22 protein-coding genes and 1 tRNA gene are annotated in these 23,393 nt (G+C 54.5%); 11 read left to right on the top strand and 12 right to left on the bottom strand.

Annotated features, from left to right (window positions below):
• Nucleotides 1-32: 32 nt before the first annotated feature.
• Entirely contained in the window at nucleotides 33-839 is an 807-nt protein-coding gene (locus CA264_RS11970; protein WP_025607433.1) for a 3'-5' exonuclease, read from the bottom strand.
• Nucleotides 840-842: 3 nt separating this feature from the next.
• Nucleotides 843-2,228 carry a UDP-N-acetylmuramate--L-alanine ligase gene (locus CA264_RS11965; RefSeq protein ID WP_025607431.1) on the bottom strand — a complete coding sequence of 462 codons (1,386 nt, stop codon included), beginning with the start codon at nucleotides 2,226-2,228 and terminating at the stop codon, nucleotides 843-845.
• A 211-nt stretch (nucleotides 2,229-2,439) separates the two neighbouring features.
• On the opposite strand from CA264_RS11965, the gene dnaB reads away from it, so the two are divergent.
• The 5 genes from dnaB to CA264_RS11940 all read left to right on the top strand — a co-directional run bounded on the left by dnaB (nucleotide 2,440) and on the right by CA264_RS11940 (nucleotide 10,128).
• Entirely contained in the window at nucleotides 2,440-4,008 is a 1,569-nt protein-coding gene (gene dnaB / locus CA264_RS11960) for a replicative DNA helicase (RefSeq protein WP_025607430.1), read from the top strand.
• 306 nt (nucleotides 4,009-4,314) lie between these two features.
• A complete protein-coding gene (locus CA264_RS11955; protein ID WP_025607429.1) occupies nucleotides 4,315-7,017 on the top strand; it encodes a D-alanine--D-alanine ligase family protein in 2,703 nt (900 codons plus the stop codon).
• A 148-nt stretch (nucleotides 7,018-7,165) separates the two neighbouring features.
• Entirely contained in the window at nucleotides 7,166-7,894 is a 729-nt protein-coding gene (locus tag CA264_RS11950) for a PASTA domain-containing protein (protein ID WP_237151111.1), read from the top strand.
• A 120-nt stretch (nucleotides 7,895-8,014) separates the two neighbouring features.
• On the top strand, nucleotides 8,015-9,826 hold the full coding sequence (locus tag CA264_RS11945; RefSeq protein WP_025607426.1) for a T9SS type A sorting domain-containing protein: 1,812 nt from the start codon (nucleotides 8,015-8,017) through the stop codon (nucleotides 9,824-9,826).
• Nucleotides 9,823-10,128 (top strand): rhodanese-like domain-containing protein, encoded by a 306-nt coding sequence (locus CA264_RS11940; RefSeq protein ID WP_036776105.1) that lies wholly within the window; start codon nucleotides 9,823-9,825, stop codon nucleotides 10,126-10,128. The genes CA264_RS11945 and CA264_RS11940 overlap by 4 nt, the downstream gene beginning before the upstream one ends.
• Before the next feature lie 211 nt (nucleotides 10,129-10,339).
• Here CA264_RS11940 and CA264_RS11935 read toward each other — a convergent pair whose 3' ends face one another.
• Together CA264_RS11935 and CA264_RS11930 are read right to left on the bottom strand one after the other, a co-directional pair.
• Complete coding sequence (locus CA264_RS11935; protein ID WP_036776103.1) at nucleotides 10,340-11,626, bottom strand: site-2 protease family protein; 1,287 nt, start codon at nucleotides 11,624-11,626, stop codon at nucleotides 10,340-10,342.
• Nucleotides 11,613-12,245 (bottom strand): HAD family hydrolase, encoded by a 633-nt coding sequence (locus CA264_RS11930; protein WP_025607420.1) that lies wholly within the window; start codon nucleotides 12,243-12,245, stop codon nucleotides 11,613-11,615. The genes CA264_RS11935 and CA264_RS11930 overlap by 14 nt, the downstream gene beginning before the upstream one ends.
• 93 nt (nucleotides 12,246-12,338) lie before the next feature.
• Between CA264_RS11930 and CA264_RS11925 the strand changes: the two genes are divergently transcribed.
• From CA264_RS11925 to CA264_RS11915, 3 genes are all read left to right on the top strand, one after another.
• Nucleotides 12,339-12,412 (top strand) — tRNA-Ile (locus tag CA264_RS11925).
• Nucleotides 12,413-12,567: 155 nt separating this feature from the next.
• Complete coding sequence (locus CA264_RS11920; RefSeq protein ID WP_025607418.1) at nucleotides 12,568-12,771, top strand: Arm DNA-binding domain-containing protein; 204 nt, start codon at nucleotides 12,568-12,570, stop codon at nucleotides 12,769-12,771.
• Between the two features lie 236 nt (nucleotides 12,772-13,007).
• Nucleotides 13,008-13,379 carry a hypothetical protein gene (locus CA264_RS11915; protein WP_157593699.1) on the top strand — a complete coding sequence of 124 codons (372 nt, stop codon included), beginning with the start codon at nucleotides 13,008-13,010 and terminating at the stop codon, nucleotides 13,377-13,379.
• Nucleotides 13,380-13,793: 414 nt separating this feature from the next.
• On the opposite strand, the gene CA264_RS11905 is transcribed toward CA264_RS11915, so the two are convergent.
• Complete coding sequence (locus CA264_RS11905; protein WP_157593698.1) at nucleotides 13,794-14,372, bottom strand: hypothetical protein; 579 nt, start codon at nucleotides 14,370-14,372, stop codon at nucleotides 13,794-13,796.
• A 369-nt stretch (nucleotides 14,373-14,741) separates the two neighbouring features.
• On the opposite strand from CA264_RS11905, the gene CA264_RS11900 reads away from it, so the two are divergent.
• Nucleotides 14,742-15,248 (top strand): cupin domain-containing protein, encoded by a 507-nt coding sequence (locus tag CA264_RS11900; RefSeq protein WP_025607412.1) that lies wholly within the window; start codon nucleotides 14,742-14,744, stop codon nucleotides 15,246-15,248.
• 76 nt (nucleotides 15,249-15,324) lie between these two features.
• Here the strand turns inward: CA264_RS11900 and CA264_RS11895 are convergent, their stop codons facing one another.
• Entirely contained in the window at nucleotides 15,325-16,362 is a 1,038-nt protein-coding gene (locus tag CA264_RS11895; protein WP_025607410.1) for an SDR family oxidoreductase, read from the bottom strand.
• A 157-nt stretch (nucleotides 16,363-16,519) separates the two neighbouring features.
• Here CA264_RS11895 and CA264_RS11890 point away from each other — a divergent pair, with 157 nt between their 5' ends.
• On the top strand, nucleotides 16,520-16,999 hold the full coding sequence (locus tag CA264_RS11890) for a vitamin K epoxide reductase family protein (protein ID WP_025607409.1): 480 nt from the start codon (nucleotides 16,520-16,522) through the stop codon (nucleotides 16,997-16,999).
• 52 nt (nucleotides 17,000-17,051) lie between these two features.
• Here the strand turns inward: CA264_RS11890 and CA264_RS11885 are convergent, their stop codons facing one another.
• The 3 genes from CA264_RS11885 to CA264_RS11875 form a co-directional block, all read right to left on the bottom strand.
• On the bottom strand, nucleotides 17,052-18,377 hold the full coding sequence (locus CA264_RS11885; protein ID WP_025607407.1) for a toxin-antitoxin system YwqK family antitoxin: 1,326 nt from the start codon (nucleotides 18,375-18,377) through the stop codon (nucleotides 17,052-17,054).
• A 26-nt stretch (nucleotides 18,378-18,403) separates the two neighbouring features.
• Nucleotides 18,404-18,937, bottom strand: coding sequence for a HEAT repeat domain-containing protein (locus CA264_RS11880; protein WP_025607405.1), 534 nt, complete (start codon nucleotides 18,935-18,937; stop codon nucleotides 18,404-18,406).
• Between the two features lie 127 nt (nucleotides 18,938-19,064).
• The gene (locus tag CA264_RS11875; RefSeq protein ID WP_025607404.1) at nucleotides 19,065-20,249 is read right to left on the bottom strand and encodes an acetyl-CoA C-acyltransferase; all 1,185 of its coding nucleotides are present in this window, start codon (nucleotides 20,247-20,249) and stop codon (nucleotides 19,065-19,067) included.
• A gap of 204 nt (nucleotides 20,250-20,453) precedes the next feature.
• Between CA264_RS11875 and CA264_RS11870 the strand changes: the two genes are divergently transcribed.
• The gene (locus CA264_RS11870; RefSeq protein ID WP_025607402.1) at nucleotides 20,454-21,551 is read left to right on the top strand and encodes an SMP-30/gluconolactonase/LRE family protein; all 1,098 of its coding nucleotides are present in this window, start codon (nucleotides 20,454-20,456) and stop codon (nucleotides 21,549-21,551) included.
• Between the two features lie 49 nt (nucleotides 21,552-21,600).
• Here the strand turns inward: CA264_RS11870 and CA264_RS11865 are convergent, their stop codons facing one another.
• The 3 genes from CA264_RS11865 to CA264_RS11855 all read right to left on the bottom strand — a co-directional run bounded on the left by CA264_RS11865 (nucleotide 21,601) and on the right by CA264_RS11855 (nucleotide 23,302).
• The gene (locus tag CA264_RS11865) at nucleotides 21,601-22,047 is read right to left on the bottom strand and encodes a PaaI family thioesterase (protein WP_025607400.1); all 447 of its coding nucleotides are present in this window, start codon (nucleotides 22,045-22,047) and stop codon (nucleotides 21,601-21,603) included.
• 126 nt (nucleotides 22,048-22,173) lie between these two features.
• Entirely contained in the window at nucleotides 22,174-22,560 is a 387-nt protein-coding gene (locus tag CA264_RS11860; protein ID WP_025607399.1) for a DUF983 domain-containing protein, read from the bottom strand.
• Between the two features lie 103 nt (nucleotides 22,561-22,663).
• On the bottom strand, nucleotides 22,664-23,302 hold the full coding sequence (locus tag CA264_RS11855; protein ID WP_025607397.1) for an HD domain-containing protein: 639 nt from the start codon (nucleotides 23,300-23,302) through the stop codon (nucleotides 22,664-22,666).
• Nucleotides 23,303-23,393: the final 91 nt, after the last annotated feature.

Below are 23,393 nucleotides of genomic sequence, written 5' to 3'. Positions count from 1 at the left end.
AGCGGCCCTTTTCTGTTGGAAGGATTGCAGCCTTAGGACATTTGCATGTTGCGGAGCCTGATGCGGGTCAGCACCTTTTTCGTGTAGAGCGGGAACTCGCCCTTCATCATCCAGTCGTAGTAGCTCGGTTCTTTCTTGAGCACATCCTCCACAGGCACGTTTTTATACTTGCCGAAGTTAAACACCTCCTGCCCGGAGTTATTATAGACGATGCGGCCGGAAAGGTCTGCCGTTTTCTGGAAGGTGAACTTGTGCAGCGCGGACATATCGTTCTGCACCGGGTACTCCGTAATTCCCTCGGAGGTCTCAAACGGCGCTTCCTTGTAATGGTCCAGCTGCGCCATCAGGATGTGGTAGGTGGCCACGGTGTCTGCCTCTGCACTGTGGGCGTTGTCCAGCTGCTTGTTGCAGTAGAACTTGTAGGCCGCCGACAGGGTGCGCTGCTCCATCTGGTGGAAAATACGGCAGGCGTCCACAATGTGGCGGTTCTCAATGTCAAAGTCCACATCGCAGCGCAGAAACTCCTCGGCCAGCAGCGGAATATCGAACCGCAGCACATTATAGCCTCCCAGGTCACAGCCTTCCAGAAACTTGTCGAAGTCTTTGGCGATCTGCTTAAAGGTAGGGCAGTCGGCCACATCCTCGTCGTAGATCTTGTGGATCAGGCTAGACTCCAGCGGAATCGGGATGGTGGGGTTGATGCGGCGCGTCTTCAGGATCTCCTCCCCGTTGGGCATTATCTTCAGGGCGCTCAGCTCCACGATGCGGTCCTTGCTGATGTCGGTACCGGTGGTTTCCAGGTCAAAAAAAACGATGGGGCGTTTCAGGTTCAGTTTCATATGCTATGCTTTCAGAACCGCCTGTGTCAGCGCCTCCAGGTTAATGTTGTTATAGGTTCCGGAGCTCATAAGCAGCAGGTTGGCGTTCTGCCAGCTGCGCTCCAGCAGGTGCTGCTGCAGTGTCTCGGAGTCGGTGTATACTTTCAGGTTCGGGTTCTTGAAGGCCGCCTTCAGTTCCTCTTGCGTGAGCATCTCCATGCGTTTGTGCTCCAGCGTTTTCGGGCTGAAGTAAACGATGGGCTCGTCGGCCAGGTCCAGGGCGCCGGCGTACTGCGGGATAAAGCTTTTGTTCAGGCTGCTGAAGGTGTGCAGCTCCAGCACGGCCACCAGCGTCCGCTCCGGGAACTGCTTTTTCACGGCCTCCGTGGTGGCTCTCACCTTGGACGGGGCATGGGCGAAATCGCGGTAAATGTTAGCCGTGGCCGACTCTCCCAGCTTCTGCAGGCGCTTGGCCGCTCCCTTAAAGGTTTTCAGCGCTTCATAGAAATCATGCGCTTTCACGCCTATCTTTTTGCACACTTCTTTCGCCGCGTTGATGTTGCGCAGGTTGTGCTCCCCGAAGAGCTGCACCGCTACATCGCCGTCCTTCTTGGTGTGGAGGATGGTCTTGCCGTCGCGGATGCTGTGCTCATGCACGCCGTAGCCGATGTAGGAGATATCGGCCGGGTTACGCGGCACGCTTACCAGCTGCACCTGCTCATCGTCCTGGTTGTAGATGAGCGTACCGGCTTTCGGGGTCATCTCCGCAAAAATGCGGAACTGGTCGCGGTATATGTCCGGGTCCGGGAACACGTTGATGTGGTCCCAGCTGATGCCGCTGATCACGCCTATGTGGTGGTGGTACAGGTGGAACTTGGGCACGCGCTTGATTGGGTCAGACAGGTACTCGTCTCCCTCGATGATAATGACCGGCGCATCGTCCGAGAGTTTCACCATGCGGTCGAAGCCCTCCAGCTGCGCGCCTACGGCGTAGTCGAACTTGCGGCCGATGTGCTGCAGCACGTGCATGATCATGGAGGTGATGGAGGTTTTGCCGTGGCTGCCGCCGATTACGACGCGCTGCTTGTCGCGGCTCTGCTCGTAAATGAACTCCGGGAAGGAGTAGATCGGGAGGTTCAGCTCCTGTGCGCGCAGCAGCTCCGGGTTGTCGGCGCGGGCGTGCATGCCCAGTATAACGGCATCGGGCCCGGCATCCAGTTTCTCCGGAAACCAGCCTTCCTGCTCCGGCAGTATGCCTGCGGCGGCCAGGCGGCTTTTGGCGGGTTCGTAAATCTCATCATCCGAGCCCGTCACTTTCAGGCCCTTGTCGTGCAGGGCCAGCGCCAGGTTGTGCATGATGCTACCGCCCATGGCGATAAGATGTATGTGCTGAAAATCCTTCTTCTCCATATGCAACACTGTATGTTCTCAAACAGACAAAGTTATAAGTACTTACTTAATATAAAATAGCTATACGTTAATATGTGGATAGTTTGTGGATATGTGTATAATCATGTGGATATCCTGTGTAAAGGTCCCGCGTTCGCTGTTGAAAGCCGGGTTGGCAATTTTTACGAACATTTTTCGGGCATGGGATATATAAGGATATATCTTTGTGCTTATGGAGGAGATGAAAATGAATGTGCGGCCTGCGGGAAACCGAAACGGATGGCAGAAAAAGGCACCCGTTGTATCGGAGTTAGGTAAAAAGCCACCGCAGGCGCTTGATTTGGAGGAGGCCGTGCTAGGCGCTCTGATGCTGGAGAAGGACGCCCTCACCAACGTAATTGACATTCTGCGGCCACAGAGCTTTTACAAGGAGTCGCACCAGCGTATTTTTAAGGCCATTCTGGCGCTGTTCGACAAGTCGGAGCCGATCGATATTCTGACGGTGACCCATGAGCTGCGCGAGCACGGGGAACTGGAGCTGGCCGGCGGCGCCTACTACGTGACCCAGCTGACCACCCGCGTTAACTCGGCCGCCAACATCGAGTACCACGCCCGTATCATAACGGAGAACTCCATTAAGCGCGACCTGATCTCGATCTCTTCGGAGGTGCTTTCCAGCGCTTTTGAGGATACTACGGACGTTTTCGAACTGCTGGATAAAACAGAGGCCAAGCTGTACGAAGTATCGGAATCCAACATCCGGAAGAACTTCGACGACATGCGCTCGCTCATGCACCAGGCCATTAAGGAGCTGGAGGAGAAGCGCAAGCAGTCTGACGGCCTGACCGGTGTGCCGAGCGGCCTTATGGCGCTCGACCGGGTAACCTCCGGCTGGCAGAAATCGGACCTTGTTATACTTGCCGCCCGCCCGGCGATGGGTAAAACAGCCTTCGTGCTCTCGTGCATGCGCAACGCGGCGGTGGATTTCGGCAAAGGCGTGGCGATCTTCTCCCTGGAGATGTCCTCGCTGCAGCTGGTAAACCGTCTGATTTCCTCGGAGGCGGAGCTGGAGTCGGAGAAAATTAAAAAAGGAAGCCTGGAGGAGTATGAGTGGGCACAGCTCAACCACAAAATCTCGAAGCTAACCGAAGCGCCGATCTATATCGACGACACCCCGGGCCTTTCCATCCGTGAGCTGCGTACGAAGTGCCGCCGCCTGAAGGCGCAGTTCGACATACAGATGATCATTATTGACTACCTGCAGCTGATGAGCGGCAACGCCGACGGCAAAGGCGGTGGTAACCGGGAGCAGGAGATCGCCTCCATTTCGCGGGCCCTCAAAATGCTGGCCAAGGAGCTGAACGTGCCGGTGATCGCGCTGTCGCAGTTGAGCCGCGCCGTGGAGACCCGTGGCGGCGACAAACGCCCTATGCTGTCTGACCTTCGTGAATCCGGCTCCATTGAGCAGGATGCCGACATGGTGCTTTTCCTCTACCGCCCGGAGTACTACGGCATTACCGAGGATGAGATGGGCAACCCAACCGCCGGCGTGGGGGAGGTGATCATCGCCAAACACCGTAACGGCTCACTGGAGAACGTGCAGCTGAAGTTTATCGGTAAGTACACTAAGTTCACCAACCTGGATAACGACTTTGGCGGCGACGCTATGGGCGGCTTCAACGCATTGCCGAACAGTACCTTCGATGCCGATGCACCCGGCTCCATTCGCCTGGGCAGCCGCATGAACGACGGGGGAGGGGGCTTCCCGGCATCTAACTTCGACGAAGAGCCGCCGTTCTAGGCCGGACTTGCGATATAAAGTATAAGGCAATAGCCTTCCTGCTACTCCGTTAAGGAGATAACAGAGGGTAGCGTCATTAAAGAATAGCCAGAGGAGGGATTAGCCGTTGCGCCGAAGAGCCAACGGCTTTTCTTGTTTCTGAGGCAGTGGTGCGCTTCTTTGCGAGGCCAGTGGAATAGAACGGGGCGCAGCGTTGTTGTGTGGTCTGGGGAGAGTGGGAAAGGTTCTGCTTCTTTTATACAGTATAGTTTCTTAAATTTTGGCCTTCTAACTAATTTAGGAGCTCCATTTGTTACCTTTGCGATAATGAAAATAGGTATAATCTTCGGTGGGCCGTCGCGTGAGCGTGAGATCTCGTTTGCGGGTGGTCGTACAGTTTACGATAATTTAGATAAGTCTCTGTTTGAGGCCGTTCCCGTGTTTGTAGACAGCCTGGGCAACTTTATCCTGCTCGACTGGCAGTTTATTTACAAGGGCACTATCCGCGATTTCTACCCGCCGGTGGAGGCACTGCCCGAGAGTGAGCACGGGCTTCAGATTTACCTGGAGTCGCTGGGCGAGCTAAGTATAGCGGAGCAGGACCAGATTATAGCCCGGGCCGGCAAGCGCCTGCAGCCGAACGAGTTCAAGCTGCACTTCGACTTTGCCTTCCTGGCGCTGCACGGCCCGTACGGCGAGGACGGCAGCATACAGGGCCTGCTGGAGTGGTACCACATCCCGTACTCAGGCTCAGGCATACTTCCGTCTGCCATCGGTATCGACAAGGCGGCGCAGAAGGAGATGCTCAGGCAGCACGGCTTCCCGACGCCGGACTACAGAACGATACAGTACGCCGCGTGGAGCGACAAGCAGAACCGCCGCCAGATTTTTGAGCAACTGAAAGAAGCCCTGAGCCTGCCGCTGGTGCTCAAGGCCCCGCACCAAGGCTCCTCTATCGGTGTGTCGATTATCAAAGAGGATGATTTCGACGCTTTTGAGGCCGGCGTGGAGCGCAGCTTCTTCACCAAAACCATTTACAAGAGCCACTGGCTGGCAATGGGAGAGGAGAAGCAACTGATGAGCATGAAGCAACTGGTGGATATCCGCGAGGGGATCGGGATGCCGGTCGTGCTCGAGGATAGAACGGTTATCCATCACCCGGAGGCGCTTTTTAACTACATCAACCATACGTTCAGCACCACGGCTACCGACAGCATTACGCTGACAAACGTGGAGCATGAGCAGCAGATCCTGGTCGAAGCCTTTATCCAGGGCCGGGAGTTCTCCTGCATCGTGGTGCAGGATGAGCAGGGCCAGCCGATTGCCCTGCCGCCAACCGAGATCGTGAAGGGCAGCGAAGTGTTCGACTACCGCTCCAAATACCTGCCGGGCCTGAGCCGAAAGATCACGCCGATCAACCTGCCCACGGAGCAGATACAAGCGATACGAAAAGCCACCAGCAGGCTGTTTACGGCCTTTGGCTTTAACGTGTACGCCCGCCTGGACGGCTTTATCACCGAAAGCGGCGACATCTTCCTGAACGACCCGAACACGACGTCGGGCATGCTGCCGTCGTCGTTCTTCTTCCACCAGGCCGCTGAGATCGGGCTGAACCCATCGCAGTTCCTGACCTATATCATCCGTACCTCTGTGGCCGAGCGCCTGAAAACCGGTAAGGATACCGTAAAGCTGACGCAACTGCTGCAACAGCTGGATAAAAGTATAAAAGACGAGCAGGCCCACCGCCAGGAGAAGATACGCGTGGGCGTGATCATGGGGGGCTATTCTTCGGAGCGCCACATTTCGGTGGAGAGCGGGCGCAATATTTACGAGAAGCTGTCGTCTTCTGTAAAGTATGAGCCGCTGCCCATCTTCCTGACCGGAAGCAACGAAGCGCACCGCCTGTACGCCATTCCGATCAACATCATGCTGAAGGACAATGCCGACGACATCAAGGAGAAGGTGTTATACTTTGAGCAGGGTGGAAAGCCGCACCCGGTGCTGGCCCAGATTACGGAGGAGGCTGCCAGTATAACCCGCAAGTATACCGGCCGCAGCCTGCAGGAGCCGCAGCGCATCACCTATGAGCAGCTGAAGAACCTGGTGGATGTGGTGTTTATCGCCCTGCACGGCAGACCGGGTGAGGACGGGGCGCTGCAGCAGGAGTTGGAGAAGCTGTACATCCCGTACAACGGCTCCGGTATCCGCTCCTCCCAGATCACCATCAACAAGTATGAAACCAACGAGCTGCTCGGCCGGCACGGTGTACCGGTGGCCAAGCACGCCATGGCCCTTAAAGAGGACTGGCTGCAGGACAAAGAGAGCTTCTACCAACGTATAGAAGCGGAGTTCCCGTACCCGTTTATCGCCAAGCCGGCAGACGATGGCTGTAGCTCGGCCGTGAAGAAGGTGAAGAACCGTCAGGAGCTGGAGGCCTTCTCCACACTGATGTTCCGGGAGATGGAGGAGCTGGACACGGAGTGTGCCCGTACGCTGTCGCTGGGCTTTAAGGAGGAGTTCCCGAACAAGGCAGGCTTCCTGGTAGAGACGCTCATCAGCAGAAACGGAGCCAAGCACTTCCTGGAGATTACCGGTGGCCTTTTGACCAGGTACAGCCCCGATGGCACGGTGGATTACGAGGTGTTTGAGGCGTCTGAAGCGCTGGCCGAGGGAGAGGTGCTGTCGCTGGAGGAGAAGTTCCTGGCCGGCGAGGGGCAGAACATCACGCCTGCCCGCTATGCTGCTGACCCGGAGCGCCGCCAGAAAATTTCTGACAAAGTGAAGGAAGACCTGCGGCGTGTGGCCCAGATTTTGAACATCGAAGGCTATGCGCGAATCGATGCCTTTGTGCGCGTGCTGGAGAACGATGCGGTGGAAACCATCATCATTGAGGTGAACTCACTGCCGGGCATGACGCCGGCTACCTGTATCTTCCACCAGACGGCCATCAACGGCTATAAACCATACGATTTCATTGACCGCATTCTGAGCTACGGCATAGAGCGCACCAGGATGAAAGCGGAGCTGTAGTGTTGTTTAAGAGTTAAGTTATAATTTTGAAATACCGGATACGAAGATAAAGGCTGAAGTCTTGCGTCTTGTGTCTTAAATCTTGTGTCTTACAAAATCCATGTTTAAAGCGAATTCATTTTTAGATGTTGTCAAGCATCTGCTTATTATGGGTGTCATTGTGGCGGCCCTGATATTAGGCTTTTTTTACTATTACCTGCCCTCCACCACCAACCATGGCGAGAGTATTTCTGTGCCGAAGATAACCGGCATGCAGTTGCAGGACGCGGATGCCTTGCTGGAGGAGCAAAGCCTGCGCTACTTTATCAACGACTCTACCTATAAGCCCGACCAGAAACCGTTCGAGATCCTGACGCAGGATCCGGCGCCGGGGGCGAAGGTAAAGGAGGACCGCAAAATCTACATCTCGGTGAACATGAAAAACCCGCCGATGATCAAGATGCCGAAACTGATAGACGGTTCGGTGAAGAACGCGGAGCTGATCCTGAAGAGCTATGACCTGCGCAAAGGCAAGATCACCTATGTGCCGGACCTGCAGCAGAACGCCGTGCTGAAGCAGTTTGTAGGCGGCCGTGAGGTGAAGCCGGGCGAGATGGTGCCGAAGGGCGCGTTGGTAGACCTGCACGTGGGCGATGGCCTGGGCAATACGGAGTTCGAGATGCCAAGCGTGGTAGGTATGCCGGTGGATGAGGCCTCGGTGCTGCTGGTAGGCCAGGGGCTGCAGATAGGCAACATTATTTATGTGCAAGGCAGCGATGAGCCGAACGGCACCGTGCTGAAGCAGCGCCCGTTTGCCGAGGTAGGGGCCAAGATACGGGTAGGCGAACTGGTGGACCTTTGGGTTGCCGGGCAGGAGCCTGTGCAGGGCATAGATTAAAAAGAAACAAAAATTCAGGAAGCGCCTGCCAGAAATGGCGGGCGCTTTCGTTCTTATAGAAGGGCAGTGCCGTATGCGGTACTGTGGCAAATCCTTAACTTTTGTGGATGACCTGTTGATATGAGAAAACAGCTGGCGTTTATACTACTTATACTTTGCAGTGCGGCAGGAGCCAGGGGGCAGGCCGTGCTACAGCCCCTGCAGCAGGATGTAAGCCAGCTGCAGCGCCAGAAAGTAGCGCTCAGGCAGACGGAGGACGCCCTGAGCCTGCCCTTCTTCGACGACTTCTCGGGTGCAAACACCCTGAACCCGGCCCGCTGGAACAGTGCGGGCGTGTTTCTGAACAACCGCTTCGGATTTGAGCCGATCACCATTAATGTAGCGACCTTTGATGGCTTAAATGCCTTCGGCCAGGCTTACCTGCCGAACGCCGTGACGGCGGGGGCCTCGGACACGCTTACCTCTGCCCCCATACTGCTGGGCAGCCTAACGCCAGCCGACTCCGTGTACCTTAGCTTTTACTGGCAGTCCGGCGGGCTGGGAGACGTGCCCGACCTGACGGAGAGTAACCTGCGCTACCTGGTGCTGGAGTTTTTGGATAACACTGAAAGCTGGCAGGAGGTATGGCGGCAGTCTGCCGTGGGCGAGGTGACGGATTTTAACCAGGTTTTTGTGGGCCTGAAGGAAGCAAAGTATTTCCACAGCGGGTTTCGCTTTAGGTTCCGTAACGTGGGCTTGCGCAGCGGCATGCTTGATGTGTGGAACGTGGATTACATTGAGCTGGACCAGAACCGCAGGAAAGGCATGAACACCACCCGCGATATTGCGATCAGCGAAGGGGTGAGCCGGCTGCTGAAGAACTACACTGCGATGCCGGCCAGGCAGTTTCTGCCAAACCCGGAGGGGGAGCTGGCCGAGGAGGTGCGGGCCACCCTGAATAACCTGGGAGACTTTCCCGGTGCAATTAGCTGGCGAGGCTATATCCGCAGGTACGCACAGGCGGCCGCCGACACCTTTCTGCGGGAACAGGCGCTCGTGCCGGGCCTGGCCCGGCAGTACCCGGTTACCGGTACCCCGCGCCTCGATGGAATCCCCCTGCCAGGCAGCGGCCCTTTTTCGCTGCTCCATGGCATTATACTGGATACAAAAGAGCAGAACCCGCTACAGCGAGCCAACGACAGCACCGAGCGCAGAACCGAGTTTTCCGACTATTTCGCTTACGACGATGGCACCGCGGAGGCCGGCTTTAGCTTTGTGGGCACGGGCAACACCCAGGTGGCACAGCGTTATGACCTGAACCAGCCGGACCAGCTAACGGCTTTCCGGGTATACTTCCCGCGCATCGGCAAAGATATCTCCGGCACCGCCATCACGTTCAGAGTATGGCGCAACGCCAACGGCGTGCCAGGCGAAACGCTGCACCAGCAAAGCTTTAAGATACAGTACAGCGATACGTTAAACGAGTTTTACGAAGTACAGCTCGCCAACCCGGTGCCGGTGAGCGGCACCTTCTTTATCGGCTGGACACAGGCGGGCTCGCAGTACATCAACATCGGGTTTGATAGAAATGAGCATGCTGTAGGGCGGCGGTTCACCTATACTGCGTCCGGCGGGTGGGCAGAGGAAACCAAGTATGAGGGGGCGCTGATGCTGCGGCCGGTGTTGACAGGCGAAGCCCTCGGAGTGGAGGACGACATCTACGCCGCCGCCATGCGGGTGTTCCCAAACCCGAGCACGGGTACGGTAAACCTGAGTGAGCCGTACGAACTGGTGCGGGTGTTTGATCTGCTGGGCCGTTTGGTGCACAGCGAGCAGTACAAGGGGGGGCGGCAGCCACTCCAGTTGGGGCACTTGGCACCGGGGCTTTATACCTTGCGTATTCAGAACAGAAAAGCTATTATCACTAAAAAACTAATTCTTACTAAACCATGATTGCATCAGCAGACATTACAGCAGAAGAGCTAAAGGACCGTTTAAACAAGGGAGAGACCCCCGTTATAATCGATGTGCGCGAAGACTGGGAGTACCAGGAAACCTGCATCCCCGGAGCGCAAAACATCCCGCTGGGCACGCTGCCGCAACGCGTGGAAGACCTGGAAGACCTGAAAGAGCAGGAGGTGATTGTGCAGTGCCGCTCTGGTGCCCGTTCTGCCTCAGCCAAGGCCTATCTGCAGCAGCAGGGCTTTAGTAACGTCAGGAACCTGGTAGGAGGGATTCTGGCCTACAACGGGTAACTAAAAAAGGAGCGGGAGCCGTTAACAAAACGGCTCCCGCTCCTTTTTTAGCTTTTATAAGGGCTGTGCGGAGTGCTACCGCCGAGCCGGAGCCTCCTGTCACTGCATGGCAGCCTTCCTTTGCTTTTGCCACACTCAAAGTGCTGTATTATAGCTTTTACCTGTTTGTGCTGGAGAAGCGCCTACAGGCTTTTCTCCACAGCGCAGACCATTACTCAATAATAAAGGGCGAAGGGCTGAAACAAAGTATAAATACGATGAAAGCGAAGATACCCAGTGCCTTTCTAAACGGCGTCAGCGGGCGCTCATCGGGGCACGAGGGGTGGAAAATACCCATCACACGCGATAACAGCAGTCCGAACACCAGCCAGCCGCTGTAGCCATCCGCCTCCGGAAAGAGCAGGGAAATAGAAAACTGTGCCAGGAGCACGCCCGCGGCTAGGTACAAGGTTCGCTTAATGGTTGGCGTGGCCGGCTGAAGCACGAACACCAGGTAAAGCAGGTAAAAAGGCCACAGCCAGAAATACGCCTCAAGCTCGGGGAAGAACGCTGCCAGGCTGTACTGCAGCAGGAGCATGGCCATGGTGGCAGACAAAGCGAAGTTGCGCTTGCCGAGCAGCTTGAGGTAGGCCCAGTAGGTAAAGGGGGCAAACACCACCAGTAGCTCTTCTTCCCAAACCGGGTTGCTGTAAGGCGATATCACCCCCAGCCCTGCATAAAGTATAAAGAAGGCAAAGAAGATAGGGGAGAGCCTGTTAAAGCGCCTGTGCCCGATAAGCCCATACAGCACATGGCCCCCGTCCAACTGCCCGATCGGCAGCAGGTTAAGGGCCGTAAAGAAAAGGGCGAGATAACCTGCAAACACGAAGGGGTAGTGGATAACCTCATAATGGTTGGGCACCAGCGCCGGGTCTGCCACAAACTTCTCGAAGAACATGAAGAGCAGGTTCTTACCGATGGCAAAGCTGCCCACGGTGTCCTGGTACACATACTGCGCATAATCCATTCCGAAGCGCTTGTACTCCGGGTGCACCCTGAAGATATACTCCGGCTGTGGCAGGTGCGTAAAGGCATAAACCAACAGCGGAACAGCAACAGCAAAGCCTGCCAAAGGCCCAGCCACACCAATGTCAAAAAACTCCCGCCGCGAGAATATCCGCTCTTTGATGCGGATAAAAGCCCCCATTGTGCCGATGGATGAGGTAATGCCAAGCCACAGCGGAATGTAGTAAGGCAAGGTTACCTCTGTGCGGTAGTAGCGCGCCGTGAGGTAGTGGCCAAACTCATGTACCGTCAGCACACCCAGAAAGGGCAGCGAAAAGTACAGGCCTGCTGTAAACTCGGCCCAGGTAAGCGTGCCCATCCAGTCGAAGCCCTGCGGCCCGAGAAAGAACAGCTTCCCGAAGCGCCACTCAGCGCCGGCAATGGTTGTGGTAATCAGCGTAACGCAAAACAGCAGCAGGTGTAGCCCATACTGTCGCCGCTTAGACTGCAACATCGGCAAAAACTTTGTTGATGGTCAGCGGCGCCTGCAGGTGCAGTGTTTGCAGGCCAAGTTTATCAGCGCTTTTGATGTGCTGCACACTGTCGTCGATGAACAGTGTCTCGGACCTGTCCAGGTTGTTCTCTGCTAGTATCTGCTCGAAAATGGGGGCATCAGGCTTGCGTTTTCCCACCAGGTGCGAATAGTAGCTTTTTTCAAAGAGCGAATCGAGACTAGGGATCGTGAAGCTGTGGGCCACGATCTCGTTAAAGCGCCGGAGGTGAATGGCGTTGGTATTGCTGAGTAGGAAAATACGGTACTTTTTACCCAACTCTAACAGCAGGTCAATGCGCTCCTTGGGGATGTCGAGCAACATGGCGTTCCAGGCGTGGTCAATCTGTTCGTCTGTCGCCTCAATGTTGTAGGCTTTGCGGAGGCTGTTGCGGAACTCTTCGTCAGTGCTAACCCCGGTTTCATAAAGGTCGAATAGGTGCGACTGCTCCTTTTGGCTGAACTCTATGGTACAGTCGTTTTTGCAGAACTTTTGCAGCTCCTGTATGCTTTTATCGTAGTCGATGTTGATGATTACCCCTCCGAGATCGAAGATTATATTTTTGGTTTGTTTTAAGTCCACGTAAAAAATATTGGTTGTGTGTTTGATATATTGAATGCAAATATGTAAAATTGCACTCCCAATTCAAAGGAAGCACATTCCAAAGTAGGGAACGGGCCTATAGCTCATTCGGTTAGAGCAACTGACTCATAATCAGTAGGTGCCTGGTTCGATTCCAGGTGGGCCCACGGTCAACATAAAGCCAGATCACGAAAAGTGGTCTGGCTTTATTGCTTTCAGCCCTTTTGCTTATCTTGTTAGTATACCGCATCATAGGAATTTATCGCACTTTATACATGCTTGCGGCACACTTTGCGGAGTAAATACGGCACACCGCAATTTTATGATTCCGATTCGCCTCCACCTCCATACGAAACAAAGCAACAAAGGCACCCATTCGTTCTACATGGATGTGCACTGCGACGGCGTAATCCTCCTCCGGCAGTCTGTGGGGGAGACCCTCAAAGTGGAGGATTGGAACCCCACACGCATGAAGTTGCGCGTCTCTCACCCTTATTTAAAAGAAATAAACGCACGGCTGGAGTAGCTGCATCTCTACGGGGAGGGGCTTCAGGACAGCACGGTGGGTAGGCACCTGCAGGCCTGGAAGGTGACCCTTCGAAGGCGGGGCTAGTGTTACCTCTAAAGGTGCTGATAAGCCTGTGCAACTGTTTTAGTTGTTGGTAACCAGCTTGTTTTACGTTACTTTTCATCTGTAACCTTCCTGGAAAAGTATGCTGTGGTTGGTTATGTTTAGGTATGTTGAACCTAAAAAAGTTAACCATGAAGAACAAATTTCTACTCACGGTGCTGGGAGTCTTTCTGCTCACGTTTGGTGCCTTCTCCCCGAATGAAGCCGCGGCCACTGATGTAAACGTCAGCGTGAACGATGACAGTTACTGGTATGATATGGGGTATCAGGATGGTTGGGAAGACGCCGTCTCAGGAAGGCCTTACCTCTACACGCAGCAGAGAACCTTCATCCATGCAGACTATTTGGATTCATACATGGCAGGGTACAACCTGGCGTGGCAGCAGGCCGGGGGAGGCTCAGGGACTGGCTCCGGTGGCGGAAGCACTGGCGGTGGAGGAACAGGCGGTGGCCCAGGCACCCCACTCACGCCAAAACCTACCGAGCCTGGGACTGTGAACTAGGTAAATGAAACAAAAAGCCCCTGTATAGTAGCAGGGGCTTTTTATTCGCTTTTGTTAGGCTTTGCCTCATGAACTCGATCAGCCTCCTGCTGCCCTCCTGGTTGTAGCTCCTGGAGATGACGGGGCTCTGCCTGTGTCCTTATAGGTGATCCTTACCTTCTCGCCGAACAGGAAAGGAGAGGGCATGTGGAAGAGGTGCCAGGCCAAGAAAAAGCAGGAGAGGAGCAGGGCGATGGTGCTGATTAGCGTTCCGGTTTCCAAAGTATAAAGATAGACGCAAAACAGCTAGTTTCTATAATACTTATCTAGAAACTGCTCGAAAGCTACAACCATGTTCTTGTTTTCTTTTTTGCGTAGGCGATGTAACCGGAGTCCTGCTGTTTTAAATACTAAGTCTTTTGTCTTGTCATTGTTTCAGTTCCGCTCTAGGTCGTGCCAGCTGCTGTCGAGCGCAACAGAGAAGATAGGCATGTAAGTGCTTTGGTCTAGAATGCATAAATCAACAGTAGATTTGAAAAAGAAAGTAGATGCTTCCCGATCAAGTAGAGCACAAACTTTTGAGGCAATTATTGTGCTTAGTGCTGCATTAGGTAAAAGAATTACTTTGTTCAGTTTATTTTGAGCCGCTAAATAAAGTTCTTTCTCCTGAGGTGAATTGCATACTTCCTTATGAAACAGGAGGTAAACAGTTTCTCCAACTTTAACATCTAGGTTTGCTCCAGTGCTGATTGTTTCTATCTGAGATATTATATTCTTGTTATGCTCTTGAAGAAACTTCTGAGCCTTGTGGTTGTTCTTTAATGCTTGAGCATACGGAACTGTTGGATACTTTTCGAAAAGATATTCTGCTATTCTTTGAATAATATCTTCTGAAAACTTTAAGGAGGAGTTTGTATCGTGGAGTAGTTGAAATAACCTCGCTAACACCTCAAAAACATATAAAAGAGCAAAATTTAGTCTTGTCCAATGAGCTATATGTACTTTGTGCACCATAGTCATCAACTTTTATCGTTACTCTATAGAAGTCTACTGGATTACCTCCGGTATTAATGTTTTCTACACCTATCTTGAAAGTTGTGTTATCAGGATTCTTGATCACGGCTCAGCCTGTACTTTAAGGGAAAACGCGTATTGCAACGTCCACCTTAGCCAAAGCCGGATCAGGTAAGCGGTACAACCTGTGTTTTACGTCTGCACCGGCAGGCGTTTGCCCCCTGTGCCACGGCAACTACTCTGTGTGTTGGCCCAATGTTACGGCAGCGCGCTTTGGAAAAATATTCCTGTATACTTCTGTAAATAAATACGTATTGTCTATATTTCCAACAGGAATGCAGCATAGCCTCACCCTTTACACTTTTTACTATGGCACCCGAAGAAGAAAACAAAGCAAGCCTTTTTGAGGAACTGGAACAGGAACTCAGTTCCAAGGGCTTTCAGATAAACAAGCAGGACCGCTCGCGCCCGTGGGGTGGTTTCTTTGTGATTGAGGAACAGCAGGCCCAGCGTTTTGCCGATACATACTTTAATGGTGTTTCGGTGGATGACCTGAAGATAGCCGGGAAGTTAAGCCCTAAAATCCTGGTGGTGGCCCCGCAGAAGCGCTTGTCGTGGCAGTACCACCACCGCAGAGCTGAGGTATGGCAGGTAGTAAAAGGAACCGTGGACGTGGTGACCAGTGCGACAGATGAGGAGCAGGCCCGAAAGACGCTGCACCCCGGCGACCAGATAAAGCTGCAGCAGGGAGAGCGCCACAGGCTAGTTGGCCTGGACGGCTGGGGTGTGCTGGCCGAGATCTGGCAGCATACGGATGCCACACAGCCCTCAGACGAGGAAGACATTGTGAGGGTGCAGGACGATTTTGGGCGCTAGAATGCCCCCGCCGCACCTAAACAAGAGAGGCCGCCTGCAGTTGCAGGCGGCCTCTCTTGTTTAGGTGCAGTCGTGCCTAATCGTACTGGTCGTGCTTCCGCTTGCTGGCGAGCATGCTGCCAAGTACCAGGCCGCCTACAGCCAGGGCTCCGGCCAGCACTTTCTCGCGGTGCAGGCTTAGCCATGTTTGCGGGCTGGAGTAGGTGGCCTGGCTATCAAACGTACCGTGGGCGCCGTGGTCTCCCGGAATAGGCTCCCATAGGTTGTTTTTTCGGTTCGGGTCTTCGGGCTCATCTGTCTGCTGGCCTTTAAAGCCGTTCTTCGCCAGGACGTAGTCTGCGAACCAGGGCGCAATCTTGTTTCCTATAATGGCTTTCAGGGTAGGGTAGCCCACACGGTATTCGCGGCGTTCATGCTCGGCGGCATAGGCGATAACCTCTGCTGCCACCTCCGGCTGGTAAATCTTACCCATCGGCCTCGGCTTGTTTGGCAAGCGCGTCTTCACAAAGCCGAATTGTGTGGTGTTCATGGCCGGTAGCTGTACCATGGTAACCTTCACATTGCTTTTGTCATGGATGAGCTCGGTGCGCAGCGAGTCGTAAAAGCCCTGGATCGCGTGCTTGGACCCGCAGTACGCCGACTGCAGCGGAATGCCCCGGTACGCCAGCGCAGAGCCAACCAGTACGATGGAGCCCCGGTCGCGGGGGAGCATGCGCTTCAGTGCCGACAGCGTGCCGTATACCTGGCCCAGGTAAGTCACCTCTGTTACGCGCTTGTAATCCTCCGGCTGCATTTCTTTAACCGGGCTGAAAACGCTGTTCATGGCATTGTTTACCCACACGTCTATCTCGCCCAGTTCCTGCTCTATTTTGTTGGCGGCCTCTTCCACGCCCTGCGCATCGGCCATGTCTACCTGTACGTACGTGGCTTTGCGGCCCATTTCCTCCACCTCGCGCTTCGCACCCTCTAAGCCTTCTTTGCCGCGCGCCAAGAGGCCAACGTCGTAGCCTTTTTTTGCAAACTCGCGGGCACAGGCCCGGCCTAAGCCCGCAGAGGCGCCTGTTATCACGGCTACTCCCTTCCTGTTGCTGTTATAGTTAGTGTCTTTTGCCATTTCTTTTCTATTAGTTTAAGTCTTGTCTTCTGCTGTTGTTACGCCTCGTTCCGAGTCATTGTTATGGCGTAGCGGCAGTATGGGCCTGTAGAGGAGCCGTTTAGCCTTAACCTGAGGGTAAGCTGTGCGTAGACCTGAACTAGAAACACGACAAGCTATGAAACAAGAAAGAACTGCAATAGACAAAATAAGGGAAGACACCAGCGAGGTGGTCCGGTACCGCCGCGAAATTGCCGCCCTGGCTACCTTGGGCCTCATCGACTTCAGCTTGATATCGCTCTTCCAGCTAGGCTACATCAGAAAGCTGCCGGATGTCCCGGGCAGGGTGTTCGATACCCAGCAAGTAAACTCGTCTAAAGAGGCGGTGCTGTTTGGGTTGCCGGACGGTGTTGTCAGCCTGGGGGCGTATACGGCCACCATTGGGCTAGCGGCCGCGGCTACGCGCTTTAAGAGGCCCTCACAGGTGTTGGATGTGGCGATGGGAGCTGTGCTGCTGGGGCAGGCGGCAGGCGCTGCGCAGTACCTCTTTAACATGGCTGCCGTGCAGAAGAAGGCTTGTATTTACTGCATTGCCGGGGCGGCCATTAACTTTGCTGCTTTAAAACCCCTGCGCCGGCTTCTAAAGCGGAGGGACTAAGTACAAAGCAAGAGAGCACCCATGGGCGGGTGCTCTCTTGCTTTGTACCTGGCTATTTCTCGTTTTCCTCTATTACCTGGCCGTTGCGGTACAGGCGAGTTTTCATGACCTTGCCTGCAGGGCTATGGTACTTCCAGGTGCCGGTCTCGCGGTTGTTGCGGAACTGGCCGAGCACTTCTACTTTGCCGTCCTCAAAGTATGCTTTGTAGGGGCCGAAGCGAAGCCCGTCCTTATGGTTGGTTTCTGATTTGAGCTTTCCGGAAGGGTAGTACGTATAGGCGGTTCCGACAACTTTACCTTTCTCGTACGTTTCCCTTTCCTCCACCTGGCCGTTGTCGTAGTAGGAGAGGTGTTCGCCTGTTAGCTTATCGGCAGCGTAATTCTCGCTGTGCTTTAGCTTTTTGCCGGGTGCGTCATAGTACACCTTCCAGGTGCCGTGCTTTTTCTTGTCTTTCAGCTGTTCTTCCGCCTCCAGGTTGCCGGAAGGGTAGTAGCGGGCTGTTTTACTGTCGGCGCCGTTGTTGCTGGCGCTTACCTCCTCCTTCAGGGTGCCATCCTCATAAAATACCTGGGCCGTACCGTTTACCTCCCCGTTTTTATAGTTGATGACGCTGCGGGTTTTGCCGCTCTCGTAGTACGATTTGGCGGGGCCGTGCATTTTGCCGGCTAAAAAGCTGCCCTCGGTACTGAGCTTGCCGCTGCGGTAATAGCTCTTGTAGCTCCCATGCTTCTCCCCGGCCACATTCTGCACCTCGGTTTGTACCTGCCCGTTATCGAAGTAGGTTTTGTAGGAGCCTTCCAGCATGCCGTTGTTGTAGGAGGCCTCCGTCTCCAGGCTGCCGTTGGCATAAAAGGTCTTGGCCGGCCCGTTCTGTTTGCTGCGCTTGTACGTGATCTCGGACTTTAGCTTACCCGACGGGTAGTACTCGCGCACCAGGCCTTCCGGAAAACCATCCACGAACGCCGTCTCTTTCTTCAATGTTCCATCATCGAAGAAGGTCTTGAAGAGCTTGCTTTGCTGGTCGTTCTCATAATAGCCTTCCTGCAGCAGCTTGCCGTCGGGGCGGAAGGCCTTGAAAGGCCCCTGCTTTACGCCCTGGTTATAGGTAAGCTGCAGCTTGGGTTGCCCGCTGGGGTAAAACTCCGTGTACACGCTGTCCTTTTTGCCCTCCACAAACTTTACCAGTGCCTCGGGCTCACCGGTTGGGTAGTAGCGGTGGTAGTAGCCTACTATGGCAGAGTCGGAGGTGATAAAGTACTTCTCCTTCACCTGGGTAAAGGTGTCGTCGTGGTAGGTTACGACCGGCTGCTGCGCCTGCCCAAGAGCGAAGGAGCTGATAAGTAGGGCAGCAGGTAAAAATGAAAGCAATTTCAACATAGGTGGTAAATGCGTCTGGTACAAGGTTATACTTTCCTCTTTGTGATCTCTTTTGAGACCAGCTTCAGGAACGGGTCTTTATCTTTCAGGAATTTTTGAGCTATTTCCACAGCCTTCGTTTGGTTGACTTTGCTCAGGCTCAGCAATGCCCGTCTTTTCACATAGTTGTCGTCGGTGCGGTTAATCAGGTTAACAAGAAGCTGTTCCCTGTTTTCAACGTCAACCTTCCCCAGCAACTCGGCAACTTGCCATTTAGCCTGTGGCTGGTTCGAGTTAACTGCTTTTTTAACGAACCGCAACTTGCTTTCCAGTTTCTCCTCAATGATCTTCAGGACTTGTTCAGATTCATTATCTATGGCAAGCGCATACACGAGCAGCTGGGCCAGGTCATGGTTAAACTCTGTGTTAAGCTGTTCAACCGCCTCTGTGGCTGCCTTATACAGGGTTTTCCATTCAGTATACTCCGCTTCCCACTCTCCGAGGCCTCTGTTCTCCGTGTAAGTGTCTGGCGTCATACCTGCCCATTCCCAGAATTTGGCTAGTTCGGTCTGTAGTAACATAGGTTCTTTAGAATTGGTAAACATCAAAATGATAGGAAACAGTTTAATACACAGGCTAAAGTATAAAAAAGAAGCCTTACGCGATAAACGTAAGGCTTCCTGCAAATAATATGCCCGAGGGCCGTGATTACATTTTTTCGATTACGATAGCAGAGGCACCGCCGCCGCCGTTGCAGATACCGGTAACGCCAATCTTGCCGCCTTTTTTATCCAGTACGTTGCAAAGCGTAGACACGATGCGCGCTCCAGAGGCTCCCAGCGGGTGGCCCAGCGACACAGCACCGCCGAACACGTTCACGTTGCCGCCTTCCAGGCCTAGCTTCTGGTTGTTGGCGATAGACACAACAGAGAACGCCTCGTTGATCTCGTAGAAGTCAACCTCAGACGGATCTACCCCAGCGTTTTTCAGGGCTTTCGGGATAGCAAGGGATGGCGTAGTCGTGAACCAGATCGGGTCCTGCTCCGCATCCGCAAAACCGCGGATTTTAGCGATTGGCTTCACGCCCAGCTCCTCTGCCTTCTCCTTGCTCATCAGTACGACGGCAGCAGCGCCGTCGTTCAGGGTAGACGCGTTGGCAGCCGTTACGGTGCCGGCTTTGTCGAACACCGGGCGCAGGCCTGGTATCTTCTCGAAGTTAACTTTCTTGAACTCCTCGTCTTCAGACACCACGAGAGGGTCTTTGCCGCGCTGCGGGATCTCTACCGGCACGATCTCATCTTTCAGCAGGCCGGCCTCCGCAGCCTCTGCCACTTTTTTGTAAGAGCTGATCGCATACTCGTCCTGCATCTCTCGCGTGATCTGCATTTCCTTGGCGGTGTTTTCGGCGGCATTGCCCATGTGGAAGTCGTTGTACACATCCCACAGGCCGTCTCTCAACAGGCCGTCCGTCATCTGGCCGTGGCCGAGTTTAGCTCCGAAGCGGGCTTTCTCCAGGTAGTAAGGCACATTGCTCATGCTCTCCATACCACCAGCCACGATAACATCCTTGTGCCCCAGCATGATCGCCTGTGCCGCAAACATGATCGCCTTTGAGCCGGAGGCGCATACTTTGTTGATGGTTGTACACTCTACCTCGTAGCCCAGGCCTGCGAAAACAGCAGCCTGACGGGCCGGAGCCTGGCCTACGTTAGCGGAGATTACGTTACCCATGATCACTTCCTGTACTTCCTTCTTATCTACGCCGGCTTTCTCCAGCGCGCCTTTGATAGCGGCGGCGCCGAGCTGCGTGGCAGAAAGGCTGGCAAGCGCTCCGCCAAATGAACCGATTGGCGTACGAACCGCCGAAATGATATATACTTCTTTCGTTTGCATAGTTTTGACTTTGATTAGTTGGGTTTTGTTGTGAAGTTACAGGGATTTGTCCTCAAAACCAAACGACCGTTAGCCTTGGAGGGTTGTGGTCGCCACCCGCCCGTGTTCTGGGTATCCTGGTATTGCACAGCCCAGCTGATCTAACTTCTCCTGAAAACCACAAGTATAACCATAGGTTGAGATGCACATAAACGGAAAGCGACTATGAAAATATGGCTTATGATGGCGGTGGCTGGCCTTATGTTAGGCACTGCCCACGCACAGGAAAAGAGGAACGAGCAAAAGGGTGCCGCGCGTACCGCCACCGCGGAGGCTACCCTGACGAAGGTTGCCTCTTTTAAAGGCAACCAGGTAACGGGCGTAACGATGTCTGAAGACGGGCGGCTGTTTGCAAACTTCCCGAGGTGGCGCGAAGGCGTGCCGTTTTCGGTGGTAGAGGTGATGCCGGACGGCTCCCATAAACCTTACCCCAACCAGCGCTGGAACAGCTGGACCGGGCAGCCACAGCCTAAGCAGTTTACCTGTGTGCAGTCGGTGGTGGCGCATAAGGGCTCGCTCTACGTACTGGACCCCGGCAACCCCATGATGCAAGGGGTAGTGGGCAACGCCCGCCTGTTTGAGTTTGACCTGGCTACGAACGAACTGAAAAACACCTGGGAGTTTGACCGAAGTGTTGCGCCTGAAAAGTCTTATTTGAACGACCTGCGGGTGGACGATAAGCACGGCAGGATTTACATGACCGACTCCGGGCTGGGCGCGATCGTGGTGCTGGACCCGCAAACGGGGCAGAGCCGCCGGCTGCTGGAGAACCATCCCTCCACCAAGGCCGAAGGCATTAACCTTATGTTCGACGGGCAGGAGTGGAAGCAGAACGGAAAGCAACCCCAGACGCATTCAGACGGGATTGCGCTGGCGCCGGCTGCTGACAGTTTATACTATCATGCCTTAACGGGCTACACGTTGTACCGGCTGCCTACCGCGGCGCTGGCCGGTGCTGCCCTGCCCGCGCAGGCCCTGCAGGATAAGGTGCAAAGCCTCGGGAAAACACCTGCGCCCGATGGGATGATTTTTGACAGCCGCGGCAACCTGTACATGGCTGACCTGGAAAACAGGGCCATTGTGTACCGCACGCCGCAAGGGCAGATCAAAACCCTGGTGCAGGACGACCGCATCCGCTGGGCCGACACCTTTACCATCGGCCCGGACAACCTGCTGTACTTTACCACCTCGCGTATCAACGAAGTATCCGGAGATATCAGCAACATGGAGTTCAGTATTTACAAAACGCCCCTGGCGAAGTAGCCTGGCTCAGCAGGAAGGAAGCCTGTTGCCACTCTTGAGGAGCTTTTTTTTACTGGCTATCGGCATAGCCTTCCAGCTGGTTCAGCGGCTGCGCTGTTTTCATGAACTGGCCGGTGCCAAAGGCGACCTCCTTGCCCTGTGCGTTGTAAAGGGTGGCTTCGGCAACAAACAGGCTCCTGCCCTGGGAGCGCAGGGTGCCGACCGCCTTCAGAACGCCGCTGTTTACGGGCCGCAACAGGTTTAGCTGAAAGGAGGAGGTAACGATAAACATGTCGCGCACCACAGAGGCCACCGCAAAGTAGGAGGCGTCGTCGAGGAGCTTGAAGTAGACGGCCCCGTGTATGGCTTTGGCGCCGTGGAAATACGCTTCCTGAATAGGCAGCGTGATCTCGGCGCGGCTGTGGCACACGCTGATGCTGCTTCCGCTGAAGAGCTCCTGCACGTGGGCCCGGTGGTACAGGCGCTCCAGCCGCTGGTAGTGTTCCTGGTGTTGCATGGGCAAGTATAAGTATAAATCCGCAGAACAAGGGAGCGGAAGTACCCTATACCCCAGACGCGGAGCGATAAAAAAAGTCCCCGGTTGTGCGGGAACCGGGGACTTTGCTCACAAACAACTTAAACACTAGGCAGATGCCGTCGGCGTTTTTTTATAATGGATAAAAAAGTTGATCCAGATCGCCCGCGACATCCTGAAGATAAAAGGGAAAAACACTAGCAGGGCCGTAGCGAGTGCCCCCAGAAACCAAGCCAACGTTATTTCCTCCAGCAGCACGCTCATGGCCACCAGCAGGCTAATGGTGATAGCCGTGGTGATGGCATAGCTCACGTACATGGCGCCGTAGTAAAACCCGGGCTCCGGCTCATAGCTCTGGCGGCAGCAGGGGCAGTTGCTGTGCATGCCGCTGAACCTGGTGTAGCTCCAGCCCTTGTAGGTAAAAAGCTGGCCCTCCTGGCAGCGTGGGCACTTATACTTTAAGATGCTGTACAGTTTTGATCCTTTGCTTAACATGGTTGAATCCGCTTTGGGTTTTCTCCTGTTGCAAAGGTACAAGGCGCTTGCCCGGTAGAGTGGCACAAAGCAGGCGCCTTGTGGTATAAATGCTTTGCCCGGGCTAAGCCCCTACCGCGGGCTTGGTGAGCATGCGTTGCTTTACAGCGGCCACGTCTATACCTGCCGCTTCCATCTTCTGCACCGCCAGCTCTTCAATCAGCTCCTTAAGCTGGGAAAGGCAGGCGTCGAACTCCGTGTGCTGGCCCATCAGGAACACAAACTCCTGCTCAATCTCCAGCCATGCATCCATGCTGGCGTGGTTGTGCTGGATCTGTACTTCCAGCTTATCCAGCGCGTTTGCCACACGGGCTTCGTAGGTTAGCTTATCTTCAAACTCGTGCCACAGCTCATACACGTGCTGGCCAATGCCGTTACCCAGCGCTTCACGCAGGTTGTCGATGGCTTTCAGCTCCCGCACGCGCTTCAGCTCTTTCATTTCCGCGGTGAACACCTCAAAGGCAGGAATGTCCCCGGCCTCGGCCTCCACCAGGTCATGCACGATCACCATCTTCAGGGCACGCGCCACGTCTATTTCGTTGTCCAGGTACGGCTCCAGCAGAACCAGCATCAGCGACATGCGCCAGGTGTGCTCGGCTACGCTTTCCTGCCGGCCGTTCGACAGCCAGCTGTGGCGCAGTTCATACTTCAGTTTTTCTGCAAGGTGCAGCACCTCCAGCACTCTTTTCAACTCTTCTTTCATAATTCTATTGTGGTATGGGCAAATTGTACAGTATAGGCAGGGGGAAACGGTTGTTAAACGTCTGGTACAAAGGTACAAAAAATGCCTCCTG

It is taken from the genome of Pontibacter actiniarum, assembly GCF_003585765.1.
GTDB classification, from domain to species: Bacteria; Bacteroidota; Bacteroidia; order Cytophagales; family Hymenobacteraceae; genus Pontibacter; species Pontibacter actiniarum.
This window is presented reverse-complemented; position numbering and strand designations above follow the sequence as displayed.